The 14,318-nt window shown below is 34.0% G+C and carries 11 protein-coding genes; 4 read left to right on the top strand and 7 right to left on the bottom strand.

Annotation, left to right across the window (positions count from 1 at the left end):
• Positions 1 to 288: 288 nt before the first annotated feature.
• Positions 289 to 717: a DUF3995 domain-containing protein gene (locus C8N26_RS00055; RefSeq protein ID WP_120185518.1), complete on the bottom strand. Its 429-nt coding sequence runs from the start codon at positions 715 to 717 to the stop codon at positions 289 to 291.
• Positions 718 to 766: 49 nt separating this feature from the next.
• On the opposite strand from C8N26_RS00055, the gene hutI reads away from it, so the two are divergent.
• Both hutI and C8N26_RS00045 read left to right on the top strand, forming a co-directional pair.
• A complete protein-coding gene (gene hutI / locus C8N26_RS00050) occupies positions 767 to 1,999 on the top strand; it encodes an imidazolonepropionase (RefSeq protein ID WP_120185517.1) in 1,233 nt (410 codons plus the stop codon).
• Between the two features lie 124 nt (positions 2,000 to 2,123).
• On the top strand, positions 2,124 to 3,134 hold the full coding sequence (locus C8N26_RS00045) for a formimidoylglutamase (RefSeq protein WP_120185516.1): 1,011 nt from the start codon (positions 2,124 to 2,126) through the stop codon (positions 3,132 to 3,134).
• A 137-nt stretch (positions 3,135 to 3,271) separates the two neighbouring features.
• Here C8N26_RS00045 and C8N26_RS00040 read toward each other — a convergent pair whose 3' ends face one another.
• From C8N26_RS00040 to C8N26_RS00030, 3 genes are all read right to left on the bottom strand, one after another.
• The gene (locus C8N26_RS00040; RefSeq protein WP_120185515.1) at positions 3,272 to 4,210 is read right to left on the bottom strand and encodes an NAD(P)H-dependent flavin oxidoreductase; all 939 of its coding nucleotides are present in this window, start codon (positions 4,208 to 4,210) and stop codon (positions 3,272 to 3,274) included.
• Positions 4,211 to 4,295: 85 nt separating this feature from the next.
• On the bottom strand, positions 4,296 to 5,591 hold the full coding sequence (gene mnmA / locus C8N26_RS00035) for a tRNA 2-thiouridine(34) synthase MnmA (protein WP_120185514.1): 1,296 nt from the start codon (positions 5,589 to 5,591) through the stop codon (positions 4,296 to 4,298).
• 45 nt (positions 5,592 to 5,636) lie between these two features.
• Complete coding sequence (locus tag C8N26_RS00030) at positions 5,637 to 6,344, bottom strand: toxin-antitoxin system YwqK family antitoxin (RefSeq protein ID WP_120185513.1); 708 nt, start codon at positions 6,342 to 6,344, stop codon at positions 5,637 to 5,639.
• A 45-nt stretch (positions 6,345 to 6,389) separates the two neighbouring features.
• Here C8N26_RS00030 and C8N26_RS00025 point away from each other — a divergent pair, with 45 nt between their 5' ends.
• Together C8N26_RS00025 and C8N26_RS00020 are read left to right on the top strand one after the other, a co-directional pair.
• Positions 6,390 to 6,971 carry an adenylosuccinate lyase gene (locus tag C8N26_RS00025; RefSeq protein WP_120185512.1) on the top strand — a complete coding sequence of 194 codons (582 nt, stop codon included), beginning with the start codon at positions 6,390 to 6,392 and terminating at the stop codon, positions 6,969 to 6,971.
• Between the two features lie 21 nt (positions 6,972 to 6,992).
• Positions 6,993 to 7,961 (top strand): hypothetical protein, encoded by a 969-nt coding sequence (locus C8N26_RS00020; RefSeq protein WP_120185511.1) that lies wholly within the window; start codon positions 6,993 to 6,995, stop codon positions 7,959 to 7,961.
• A 126-nt stretch (positions 7,962 to 8,087) separates the two neighbouring features.
• Here C8N26_RS00020 and C8N26_RS13685 read toward each other — a convergent pair whose 3' ends face one another.
• The 3 genes from C8N26_RS13685 to C8N26_RS00005 all read right to left on the bottom strand — a co-directional run.
• Positions 8,088 to 10,025 (bottom strand): OmpA family protein, encoded by a 1,938-nt coding sequence (locus tag C8N26_RS13685; RefSeq protein WP_317124617.1) that lies wholly within the window; start codon positions 10,023 to 10,025, stop codon positions 8,088 to 8,090.
• Positions 10,026 to 10,068: 43 nt separating this feature from the next.
• Entirely contained in the window at positions 10,069 to 11,112 is a 1,044-nt protein-coding gene (locus C8N26_RS00010) for a PorP/SprF family type IX secretion system membrane protein (protein ID WP_211327773.1), read from the bottom strand.
• A 4-nt stretch (positions 11,113 to 11,116) separates the two neighbouring features.
• Positions 11,117 to 14,318 (bottom strand): DUF7507 domain-containing protein (locus C8N26_RS00005; protein ID WP_147418464.1); only part of this gene is annotated, 3,202 nt, incomplete at its 5' end.

Genomic DNA, 14,318 nt, shown 5'->3' with positions numbered 1-14,318 from the left:
TGACGAAATCTAGGTTTCAACGTATAACATAACCTTACTCTACGCTTTTTTCTTTCTGATTTATATTACTAAATTTAAACAATTGCTAACTTAAGCTGTATATAGCAAATAGGGCGTTTGGTAGTTAACGAAAGTTTAGTGCTACTTACAAACACCGCCAAATCGCTGATTTGGCTTTTAAAATGAATAAGATAAAAACAAAATACAACGATTTGGCTCAGTGCAAAATTGAAAGGTTATCGCTTTCTACTGCCCTACTTGCCATATACTAAACGTTAGTAAACTAAATTATCCCAAAAACACTATCAACAACCCTACTACTCCTAAAAACAAACATAATGGAGAAAAATATTTGGTATCGTTCATGGCAAACTCTGTAGTTGTAACTTTCTTAAAAAAACCTACATAGTTAAAATCACCTATAGCTCTTATGAGAAAAATACTAGCCACAACGTAAAGTCCATAGTCTTGCAACCATGTAGGCATTGAATTCAACGTAAATAGCTGTATTTTTTCTGCATACACAACCGCAAAAGCACCTATTACTATAGCTACTACAAAAGTTAGTGATTTAGGCGGATTCATCGCTTTTTCATTTGCTGTTTTAGTAGGTATTACAGCATCTACCCATAAAGTTCCACCAAAAGCCCAATAAACGTGAATTAACGAAATAAAAAAGAGTATTAAAACACAAATCACTCCTAAAAAATGTATCATAAATTGTAGTTTTTACCGTAAGTTTGTCTAACAAATTTAAGCATTCAACATGACAACTTTATTCATAAACATCAAAGAATTAATCCAAATTAGAGAAACAAGCACTAAAAAAGTATCAGGAGCTGCGATGAACATTTTACCTACCATTAAAAATGCTTTTTTATTGGTTGAAAATAGTATTATTACTGACTATGGAAGTATGAAAAAAGCCCCTACTTCTGCTGATAAAACTGTGGACTGTACTGGTAAAATGATGTTACCTACTTGGTGTGATTCGCATACACACATTGTATATGCAGGCAATCGTGAACAAGAGTTTGTGGATAGAATTAACGGATTGAGTTATGAAGAAATTGCCAATCGTGGTGGTGGTATCGTAAACTCTGCAAAGAAGTTACAAGAAACTTCAGAAGAAGAGCTATATCAACAATCGGCAAAACGATTAGAAGAAGTTATTGCATTAGGTACTGGAGCAGTTGAAATAAAATCAGGATATGGTTTAACCGTAGACGCTGAATTAAAAATGTTGCGTGTTATTAAAAAGCTACGCGAGAATTATAACATTCCTGTAAAAGCTACCTTTTTAGGAGCGCATGCCTTTCCTACTGAATATAAAAACAATAAAGAAGGATACATCAATTTAATTATTGATGAAATGCTACCTAAAGTTGCAGAAGAAAACCTTGCTGATTTTGTAGATGCTTTCTGTGAAACAGGATATTTCTCGGTAGAAGATACCGACAGAATTTTAACCGCTGCTCAACAATACGGATTAACACCAAAAGTACATGTAAATCAGTTTACAACTATTGGTGGAGTTCAAGTAAGTATAAAACACAATGCCTTATCTGTAGACCATTTAGAAGTTATGAATACAGAAGATATTGAAGCATTGAAAGGAACGCAAACCATGCCTGTTGCCTTACCTTCTTGTTCATATTTTTTAAGTATTCCGTATACGCCTGCACGTGATATTATCAATGCAGGATTACCTTTAGCTTTAGCTACCGATTATAACCCAGGGTCTACTCCATCAGGAAACATGAACTTTGTAGTAGCAACCGCTTGTATTAAAATGAAAATGACACCAGAAGAAGCGATTAATGCAGCAACGATTAACGGAGCCTATGCTATGAATTTATCTGAAGAAGTTGGAAGTATTACCAAAGGAAAGAAAGCGAATTTAATCCTTACAAAGGAAATTCCTTCGTATGGATTTTTACCGTATTCCTTCGGAAGTAATTTAATTGATTCAGTATTTATCAACGGAAATAAACTGTAAATTATACCCTGTCATTCCGAGTGGTAACGAGGAATCTCATTAAGGTGAGTTACAAACATTCTTAAGATTTCTCCTTTCGTTACACTTCAGTTCGAAATGACTTTTCCTAAAAAGAAAATACAATATGCTAACAATATTCAACGAAAAAGACATACAAGAGTTTGTAACCCCACGTGAAGGTGAAACAAAATTAGGTGAGTGCGTTGCAGTTATCAACTCTAAAAAAGAGCTACAAGAGGAACTTAAAAGCTCAACTGCTTCTTTTGTTATTTTAGGAGTTCCCGAAGATATTGGGGTTCGTATGAATGGTGGAAATGGTGGTGCACATACTGCTTTTGTTCCTGCTTTAAAAGCATTTTTAAATACACAGCAAAATCAGTTTATTGATGGAAATGATATCCTAGTGTTAGGCTATTTAGATTGTTTGGATGAAGTATATAGTTTTGATGCTTCTGATAGAGAAAGGGGGGATTTATTAATAAAAGCTATTGATAAAGAACTTTCTTATCTTATCAAAGTCATTGTTGAAAGTGGTAAAACTCCAATTATCATTGGTGGTGGACATAACAATGCTTACGGAAACATTAAAGGGCTTTCTGAAGGAAAGAAACAACCTGTAAATGTGATTAATTTAGATGCACATACCGATTTACGTCGTTTGGAGGAACGTCATAGTGGTAACGGATTTTCGTATGCTTTACAAGAGGGTTTTATTAAGAACTACTTTATGTTTGGACTGCATGAAAACTATACGCCTCAGTATGTTTTTGAAATGATTCACGATAGTTTAAACTTAGAATACAACACCTTTGAAGAGTTAGAAGTATATCAGTCTACTTCTTTTGATGGTGAGTTACAACGCGCTGAAAGTTTTATAGAAAATACTCCTTTCGGAATTGAAATCGATTTGGATTGTGTGCAACACTTTCCTAGTAGTGCCATGACACCTAGCGGGTTTACACCACAGCAAGCACGTAGATTCACACATTATTTTGGAAAGCTACAAAATGCTTCTTATTTACACATTTGTGAAGGTGCTCCAGCAGTTGTTAAAGATGACATTGCTAACGGACAAGTAGGAAAATATATCAGCTATTTAATTTCTGATTTTATTAAGGCTAAGAATAATTCTTAAAAAGTTGTCATTTCGAACTAAAGTGTAACGAAAGGAGAAATCTCAAGAATGTTTGTAACTCATTTTAAAGAGATTCCTCCTTGTACCTCGTTCGGAATGATGTTTTTCATTATTTTTTTGGCAATCGCGCCCTGCGATTAAAACAACTGCTCTTTTTTCACCTGTTTATATTCAGTAACGATAGCTTCCAACACTTCTTTTGCTGGTTTAATTTCATGGATAAGCCCTGCTACTTGACCTATTTCTAGTTCTCCATCGTCCAAGTTTCCTTCAAACATACCTCTCTTTGCACGTGCACGCCCTAACAATTCTTTTAATTGTTCTATCGTTGGGTTTTGTTGATATAATTCTTGAACTTCTTGAAAAAACTTATTTTTTACCAAACGTACTGGAGCTAGTTCCTTTAACGTTAGTTGTGTACCTCCATCTTTTACTTCAACAATTGTTTTCTTGAAATTATCATGTGCCGAAGATTCTACCGTAGCTGCAAAACGACTTCCAATTTGTACTCCATCAGCCCCCAATACCATTGCTGCTAACATTCCTCTACCCGATCCGATTCCTCCTGCAGCAATTACAGGAATTTTCACCTGTTCTTTCACCATAGGAATTAATGTAAACGTCGTAGTTTCTTCACGTCCATTATGACCTCCAGCTTCAAATCCTTCACATACTACAGCATCTACACCCGCAGCTTCGGCTTTTAATGCAAATTTTACCGAACTTACTACATGTACTACTGTAATTCCCTTTTCCTTTAAAAAAGAAGTCCATGTTTTTGGATTACCTGCAGAAGTAAACACTATTTTCACCCCTTCTTCAACAACAATATCCATGATTTTTTCAATATCAGGATATAACATTGGTACATTTACACCAAAAGGTTTATCTGTTGCTTTTTTACATTTTTGAATGTGTTCACGAAGTACTTCTGGATACATAGATCCTGCTCCTATTAAACCTAATCCGCCTGCATTAGACACTGCAGAAGCTAGCCTCCATCCTGAAACCCAAATCATTCCACCTTGAACGATTGGATACTGTATATTAAAAAGTTTGGTAATTTTATTTTGCATAGCGTAAATGTACAATCATTAAATAGCAAGCACAAAAAAACCTCGAAAAAATCGAGGTTGTATCTTACTTTTTTAAATTGATAAATTACGAAATCACTCCCGAACCTAACAATTCTTCGTTTTTATACCAAGCAACAAACTGCCCTTCTTGAATAGCTGATTGTGGATTTTCAAACTCAACATACAATCCGTTTTCTACTTTATATAACGTAGCATTTTCTAATGGTTGTCGGTAACGAATACGTGCTTCTACTTCCAAAGATTCACCTGTTTGTAAAGCTAAATCTTCACGTACCCAATGCAATTCTTCATTTGATACAAATAATACACTTCGATACAGTCCTTGGTGATTTTTACCTTCTCCTGTATAAATAATGTTGGTATCTACATCGGTTTCAATCACAAACAATGGTTCTTTGGTTCCGCCGACAGCTAATCCTTTTCGTTGCCCTTTAGTGAAATAATGTGCTCCTTGATGCTTTCCAACTACCTTTCCGTCTTCTTTATTATAAGAGAATTTAATTGAAAAATATTCCAATTCTGCTTCTTTATTCTCAAATTCTGGAACTGAACGATTGTACTGTTCAAACTCATCTGGAATTTGAACAATTTCTCCCTCTTTAGGTTGTAATTTTTGCTGTAAAAAATCAGGAAGTCTTACTTTTCCAATAAAACATAATCCTTGACTATCTTTTTTATCCGCAGTAATTAAATCAGCTTCTTTTGCAATTTCACGAACTTCAGGTTTTGTCAACTCTCCAATAGGGAACAATGCTTTCGATAATTGTTCTTGCGATAACTGACATAAAAAATATGATTGGTCTTTATTGGTGTCTTTTCCTGCTAATAACTTATACACAGGTTTTCCATCAATAATTTCTTCTGCTTTTCTACAATAATGTCCTGTTGCTACATAATCGGCTCCTAAACTTAATGCGATGTCCATAAACACATCAAACTTAATTTCTCGATTACATAATACATCAGGATTAGGTGTACGTCCTTTTTCGTATTCATTGAACATATAGTCAACGATACGTTCTTTGTATTGTTCGCTTAAATCAACTGTTTGAAAAGGAATTCCTAATTTTTCAGCAACAATCATTGCATCGTTGCTATCTTCTAACCATGGACATTCATCGGAAATAGTTACTGAATCATCATGCCAGTTTTTCATAAACAGCCCAATAACTTCATACCCTTGCTCTTTTAGTAAATAAGCTGTTACACTACTATCTACACCTCCTGAAAGTCCTACTACTACTCTTTTCATTTTGTACTTTTGAAGCTGCAAATTTACGAAATAATAAATGTTTTTATTATGGAAATAATTGATGACATCATTATAAAAATTGATGGACTCAAGTATACCTGAGTGCATCATCATTTCTTATAAACTTAATTTTGTATTTACTATCTCTAGCTCTTAATTTTTGGGGATTGTATGTACAGTTCTTTTTCTTTTATCGGTAACAACCTCTCCATCCATATAAAACTCCCATTTACCGTCTCTTTTTCCGTTTTTATACATTCCTTTTTCTTTTAAACTACCTTTTAAGTCGTAATATCTACCTTCTCCTTCAAGTTTTCCAGCTACATAATTTACCTCTTCAATCATAATACCTGAATCGGTAAAAATTTTAGAGACTCCATCTTTCTCTCCCTTTTTATAATAAGTTTCCTCTGTTAACTTTCCGTTTCTGTAGTAGTTTTTTACAACTCCATCTAACTTACCATCCACATATTCTTCTTCTGAAAATATATTTCCATCAGAAAAATAATAAACCCACTTACCTACTCTCTTTTTTCCTATCATCCATCCTTTTGTTTTTACTTTTCCTTTTGGAGTAAAAAACTGAACAAAAGCACTATCAGATTTTACCGAAAATTCTTTTGTCATAGAGGGTATTCCATAAGAGTTTGGTTCATAAAACTTAAAAGTTCCTATTTCTTTACCGTTTTTGAACTGCCCAGTATATCGAACATCATTTTTATCATCATCATAATATTTTTTCCAAACACCATCTCTCTTTCCGTTAGCATCTAACTGATTTATTTTTTGTGCCTGCGCAGTAGTTATAAAAAATGCAGACAATAGAAGTGTTGTTGAAAATATCCTTTTTATATTTATCATGCTATTATTTCTTTTACTATTCAAATTTACACAAACCATACCAATATGAAAGCTGATTTTTTAATTTCTGTTTTAAATGATGTTGATACTGCTGCTAGAACAAACAGAGAAAAAGCTTCAAATATTGTGTTGCAAAACCCAAAACTTATAAAAAACTTAGTAGAATTTACTTTTGATGTCGACAATAAACTATCCATTAAAGCCGCTTGGGTATTGGAATGGATTTGTACCCATCACGGAATTGAAAATATACTACGATATTTAGATGCTTTTACTGAAAAATTAGCTCAAGTACACTTTGATAGTGCCATAAGACCTTGCGCAAAAATATGTGAACAATTGGCTACTGCGTACGCTTCTAAAACAGATAACGAAGTAAAACAAAAGCTCACTAAACAACAAATTGATTTAATTATTGAAACAGGGTTTGACTGGTTAATAACCGATCAAAAAATAGCAGTGAAGGCTTATACTATGAATACGTTATACCTTTTGGGTTTACAAAAAGATTGGGTACATCCTGAACTGGAATATATCATTCGAACAAAAGTTATTCATGAAAGTAAAGGTTGTAAAGCTAGAGGTAAGAAAATAATGAGTTTAATTCAAAAAAGGTCTAGTTCTTGATAAGATTAAAAAAACTGTATTATGAGAAAGTTAATCTATTTTTTATTTATTTTAGGTCTTACTTCATGTAAAAAAGAATTCAATCCTGATAATTTTAAAGGGGTTTGGATGAATATTGATAAAGATAGTTCTTCCTATTATTTACCTTCATTAACTTTTAAAAATGATTCTGTTTACTTAGAAGATATATACACATATGTTTCAAAAGGAAAATTTAAAATATTAAAAAACAAAATAACTTATTACTTAAAAAAAGACACTTTAGTTTATAACTTTTCTTTTAATAATAAAGATTCTACAATCCTTATAAACAATAATAAATATGGCTTCTGGGATGGTTATTCTTATAACGATAAATTAATTAGTTACGATTTAATAGATATTAAAAACTTAGGCCTAATTACAATTGATTCATTGGTTAGGTTTGATGGTGGGTTCCATATGTTTAAAAATAGCTCTGGAGTTACAACATTAAAATTAAATGATAAAATCACTTCCGATTTTAATGAAATACGACGTTTTGTTTTTGATTCACTTTTTGATATTCCTGTGCCTGTTATCTATATTGGTGATAGAATTAAAACCTCTGATCTTATTAATTCTTATTTTCAACTAGGAAATATAAGAGCAGCTTTGTTAATAACAAATTATGACCCAAAAACAAATTTGTACAATGGTTATTTAGACAAATTTCAATTTTGGGATTCTCAAATTGAAAAATATTACAATTATAAAATTCCAAACAAAGTTCCTGAATTATTAAGCAGAGAAAAATACTTTAAAAAATTCTCACCAAGTTTAATAGAAATCAACACCAAAAAAGACATAGTTAAATTAGGCTCTTTAAAGGCACATAATTTCTACCTTATTTCAATAAACCCTGAAATTGACTTAAAAAGTTATCTTTTATTAAAACAACAACTTTTAGATATTAAAAAGGAAAAAGGTATTAAAATAAGAACGGAGTTTAATTTATTTCTTTCTCACTAACAGGACATAAATGTAAGTTTTTTCTCTAATATAATTCTTTTAGGGTAGATTAAAAATTAAAAAGAGACTAACTTAAAAATAGGTTAGCCTCTTTTGGGAAATAATCATCGGGGAATGACTTAAATTTTAAAAAGACAATACTTTTACTTCTGTACGTCTATTTTCTTGATGTGCTTCTTTAGAACAAGGAACACCATTTGAGCATTTATTTAATAATTGACTTTCACCATAACCTTTTGCCTGTAAACGGTCTCTTGAAATTCCATTGTTTACTAAATAATCTACTACTGATTGTGCTCTACGTTGCGAAAGCTTCATATTATACGCATCTCTACCACGACTATCTGTATGAGAAGATAATTCTATTTTTAGCGTAGGATATGCATGCATAATAGATACTAATTCATTAAGTATAACTGCTGCATCTTTTCTAATATCATGTTTATCGAAATCGTAATGGATTCCTTCTAATACAATTTTCTTATTTATTTCTAATAAAGACTCTAAATGTAGTGCTACTTTTAAGGTATCTCCTGCTTTTATTGTTTTGGTATCTACTACAAGAGAATCGCTATAAAAACCTTTTTTCTGACCTAAAATTTTATACGACGTATTTGGTTCAACTTCAAAAACAAACTCTCCTTTAGCTGTACTTTCTTTTTTAGCTATTAGCTGTCTGTCTTTTCCTTTAAATAAACTCACAGCTACGTCGGTTAAAAGCTTCTCTGTCGTTTTTCCTTCATAAGTAATTCCTTCTAAAGCTATAAATTTCTTTGGTTTTTTATAGGTGAATGAATAAATATCATCTCCTCCTTTACCTCCTAATCTATTTGAAGAAAGATATCCAAACATTGTTTCACCTTCTATTTCGGATACGATAAAACCAAAATCATCTCCTCCACTGTTTACTGGGTATTGTAAATTTTCTGGTGTAGACCAAGATGCTTTAGAACCTTTAGTTTTAAAAATATCAAGCCCTCCCATACTTACAAATCCATCACTAGAAAAGTATAATGAACCATTAGAAGCTACAGTTGGAAACATTTCATTTCCTACACTATTAATAGTATTTCCTGCATTTTTAGGAGCTGTCCAATTATTTTGAGCATCCAACTCACTATACCAAATATCTGTTCCTCCTATACTTCCTAACATGTCAGATACGAAGTAAAGAACTTTTTCATCTGGGCTTAAAACTGCATGACCAACTGAATATTCTTTTACATTATTGTAAGGGAAAGGAGTCGCTTTCCAGTTACCTGAATCGTCTTTTGAATAGATGTATAACTCAAGTTTATTACTCAAGTATTTTCTATCTCCTTCTTTTTCTTTATTTCCTTTTCTACCTGGGTAGGTTTGAGTTACATAAAAAGTATTTCCTGCTTTATTACTAGTAATAGGACCAACATGAAACTTTTTTTCATTGAACAACTCTTTTAGTTCTGAAGAACTTAATTGCTTTGCGTCATCAACTTTGGCGTTATAAATTTTTAAGAAAGAGTTTCCTGTCCAACCATATCGTCTTTTCGCTTCTAGTTTTTCACCTACATAATACAATTGATTTTCTAACAGGAATGGACTAAACTCAGATTTTTCAGTATTAATTATTTTTTCATTACGTAATATATAACTTTTAGGGTTTGCTTGCCATTTAAGCGCCAATGTACAACCTTCAATTTCTTGCGCTACTTTTTGATGATTTCCTGTTTTTTTCGCATACTCTTCTAAAATACTTTTAGCTTTTATATACTCTGAAATTTGCTTTAAACTTTTAGCATATTCAATTAATACTTCAGGATCTACATTGTCAAACTCTAATAATCTTGCATACCAATTACAAGCTTGTGTATATGCATTAATTTGATAATAACTTTTTGCTAGTAACTCTATATCTTTAGCTTTAGGTTTCTTTACATCTATAACTTTTAATAATAAAGGTACTGCTTTTGCATATTGATATTCATAAATATATCGGTACGCCATTTCTCTATTTCCTGGCTGCTCTTGTGCTATTCCTTTTACAAAAAACAACATTAAAACAACTATAATTATTTGGTTTTTCATTAGAACATATTTTGTGTTATGAAAATTTGCTTTCATTTTTTAATTAAAAGAATCGTGGACTTAACAATCTGTTTCCTCTCTTTGGAAAAGTGTATCCTAAAGTAAGTTCGTGAGTCCCATTTTCAACGCTAGAAAGGTTGTTTAACATATAATCATACGAATAACCTATTCTAAAGTTATTGGTAGCATAAAACTGAACTATCCCTGAAATAGCATTTGTTTTAGATGTTTTAACAGGAGTATAATCGGTGTAATCATTCTTCCAAATATCAACACCCGTACGATAACTTGCACCAAACCAAAAACGTTCGTTAAAAATTAGCATTCCATTAATATCAACACTTGTAGTTCCTTTAAAATCTTCTTTAAGCATTAAACTTGGTCGTAATTTGAACGAGTCGTTTAAATCGAATAAATAACCTGTTATAAAGTATAAATGCTTACGGTGATAGATGTTATAATTAGCATCTTCACTATTAAAAAGATAGGTATCTTCTTTGTCTAGTACATTCATTAAAGAAACCCCTGCATACCATTTAGGACTGTAGTAATAAACCCCTAATCGCAAATTCCATTTCCAAACACTTTCATTACCTAAACTTAAAGCCGCATCTGTTTCATCTACAGGTCTAAATTTACTTCCATCCAATCCGTATTGTAATAAACCAACTCCAATACCAAAACTTAATCTTTGGGTATCTTCTTCATTTAATCTGATTCGATATGCTTGATTCAAATACACTGATAGTGATGTTTCCGGCCCTATTTTTTCTGAATTTATTTGTAAACCTAATCCTACATTTCTAGTATACGGTGATACTATTCCATCTATAGAGAACTGTCCTGTTTTAGGGGCTCCATCTAGGCCATCCCATTGATTACGCAAAGCTAATTGAGCAAACCATTGATCTTTATAACCAGCATAAGCAGGGTTTACACTTAATGTATTAAAAATATACTGCGTAAACTGTACTTCTTGTTGGGCTCTTAATTCTGATGCTGCGAATAACATCAGAACTACAAACCAAAAACCTATTTTCTTCATTTCCCCTTTTATTTCTTCTTTCCTAATTATTAATCTTATCATTTTCTTAGCGCTTTATAAAAATCCAACCTTGATATGTTTCAGGATTTTGACCATTCTTACTTAAACTTATTAAGTAATAATAGGTTCCTTCATTTAAACCTTCTCCTGTAAAGTTGTTCTGATATTCAAAGCTTTTATAAACTTCATTCCCCCATCTGTTATGGATTATTACTTCAGCACGATCATACTGCTCTAGTCCTACTATTTCAAAAGTATCGTTCTTACCATCTCCATCAGGAGTAATAACATTAGGTATAAATAATCCTGAAATATTAATAGTTACTATAGCCACGTTCGTCCAATTACCATTGTTATCTCGAACTCTATAAGTAAATGTATCTTCCCCTGCATACTTTACTCCTGGGGTTGGTTGATATACAACTTTTCCATCAGACATAACTGTGACTGTACCATAAGCTGGAGAGTTTATAATCTCAATACTACTGTTTTCAAAACCAACTCCATAATTATTATCATTCTCTAAAATGTTTATAGTTACTGATTCCCCCATTTTAGTTTCTGAAACATCATCAATAGCATCTGGAACACTCACATTAAGGTCTGTTACTGTTTCATCATCTGGATCACCGTCTCTATCTGTATCATTATTTGTCGTGTTTGTAGGATCATCTGATATATCAATAACATCATTATCACTCGGATCTTTTCCTGTTACTGTCGCCTGATTTGCAACACTTCCTGAATCTATATCCGCCTGAGTAATCGTATACATTGCACTAAACGTAGTACTATCACTTACTCCTGGTGCTAAACTTGGGATGCTTCCCCCTACAGATACTAATGGATCGTTAATCGTAATATCAGTTAATGTTACATTTCCGGTATTGGTTACTGTAAAATTATAGGTGATTGTTTCACCTGCCTCTGCAAAACCGTTTCCGCTAGTATCATTAAAAACTCCTGTTTTCTCTAATTCAATACTTGGAGTCTGAGTAACTGGTGTAATCGTTGGATCATCCTCTGTATTACCATCGGTATCATCGCCGTCATCCGATACATCACTTACATCGTTATTATTTGGGTCTTTCCCTGTTGCCGTTGCCGTATTACTTACATTTCCTGCATCAATATCTGACTGGGTTACGGTATAACTTCCACTAAATGTTGTGCTATCACTTACGCCTGGTGCTAAATCTATCGGACCTCCTGTTAATACGATTCCTGGTAATGCATCTATAATACGAATACCCGTTACCGTTACGTTTCCTGTATTGGTTACTGTAAAACTATATGTGATTACTCCTGTTACGGCATTGTAAACTCCTGTTTTCTCTAAACTTAAGTTCGGTGCACTTGTCGTTACTTCTACATCGGTTGGATCTTCTGGATCGCCATCATTGTCTGGATCATCATTCGTCAGGTCCGTTGGATCATCTGAATTATCCGTTACATCATCAGTACCACTTGGACTATCTCCTGTTGCCGTTGCCACGTTGCTGATGCTCGTACCGTTGTCGATATCCGCCTGGGTTACGGTATAACTTGCCGTGTAACTCGTGTTATCGCTTGCCCCCGGTACCAAACTTGCTATCGGTGTTCCTGTTAACCTGATTCCTGGTAATACATCTGTAACCTCAATGTTGCTTACCGTTACGTTACCGTTGTTCGTCACATTGAACTCATAGTCAATCGTTTCTCCTGCATCGGCCGTTCCATTACCATTGGTATCGTTCAGCGTTGCCCTTTTTTCTAAACTTAGGTTCGGTGTGTTTGGTGTTACATCTACCATTGTTGGGTCTTCCGGGTCTCCGTCTCCGTCTGGATCATCATTCGTCGGATCCGTTGGATCATCTGAGTTGTCTGTTACATCATCAGTACCACTTGGACTGTCTCCTGTAGCCGTTGCAACATTGCTGATACTTGTTCCTGCATCAATATCTGCTTGGGTTACCGTATAGCTTGCACTATAACTCGTACTATCACTTGCTCCCGGTGCTAAACTTGCTATTGGGCTACCTGTTAACACAATGCCTGGTAATACATCTGTTATCTCAATATTACGTAGCGTTACATTACCGTTGTTCATTACATTGAACGCATAGTTGATTGTTTCTCCTGCATCTGCTGTTCCATTTCCATTGGTATCGTTCAGCGTTGCCCTTTTTTCTAAACTTAGGTTCGGTGTGTTTGGTGTTACTTCTACATCGGTTGGATCTTCTGGATCTCCATCATTGTCTGGATCATCATTCGTCAGGTCCGTTGGATCATCTGAATTATCCGTTACATCATCAGTACCACTTGGACTGTCTCCTGTAGCCGTTGCAACATTGCTGATACTTGTTCCTGCATCAATATCTGCTTGGGTTACCGTATAGCTTGCACTATAACTCGTACTATCACTTGCTCCCGGTGCTAAACTTGCTATAGGGCTACCTGTTAACACGATACCTGGTAATACGTCTGTTATCTCAATATTACGTACCGTTACATTACCGTTGTTGATTACATTGAAAGCATAATTGATTGTTTCTCCTGCATCTGCTGTTCCATTTCCATTGGCATGAGCTAACGTCGCCATTTTTTCTAAACTTAGGTTCGGTGCATTAGGCGTTACGTCTACTTCCGTTGGATCTTCTGGATCGCCATCATTGTCTGGATCATCATTCGTCAGGTCCGTTGGATCATCTGAGTTGTCTGTTACATCATCAGTACCACTTGGACTGTCTCCTGTAGCCGTTGCAACATTGCTGATACTTGTTCCTGCATCAATATCTGCTTGGGTTACCGTATAGCTTGCACTATAACTCGTACTATCACTTGCTCCCGGTGCTAAACTTGCTATAGGAGTACCTGTTAACACGATACCTGGTAATACGTCTGTTATCTCAATATTACGTACCGTTACATTACCGTTGTTGATTACTTTGAAAGCATAATTGATTGTTTCTCCTGCATCGGCTGTCCCATTTCCATTGGTATGTACTAACGTCGCTACCTTCTCTAAACTTAAGTTAGGTGCACTTATCGTTACTTCTACATCGGTTGGATCTTCTGGATCTCCATCATTGTCTGGATCATCATTCGTCGGATCCGTTGGATCATCTGAATTATCCGTTACATCATCAGTACCACTTGGACTGTCTCCTGTTGCCGTAGCTACATTACTAATGCTTGTTCCTGCATCAATATCTGCTTGGGTTACCGTATAGCTTGCACTATAACTCGTACTATCACTTGCTCCCGGT

Source organism: Tenacibaculum lutimaris (genome assembly GCF_003610735.1).
GTDB classification, from domain to species: Bacteria; Bacteroidota; Bacteroidia; order Flavobacteriales; family Flavobacteriaceae; genus Polaribacter; species Polaribacter lutimaris.
The sequence above is the reverse complement of the archived record's forward strand: the minus strand, read 5'-3'. Positions and strand labels throughout refer to the sequence as shown.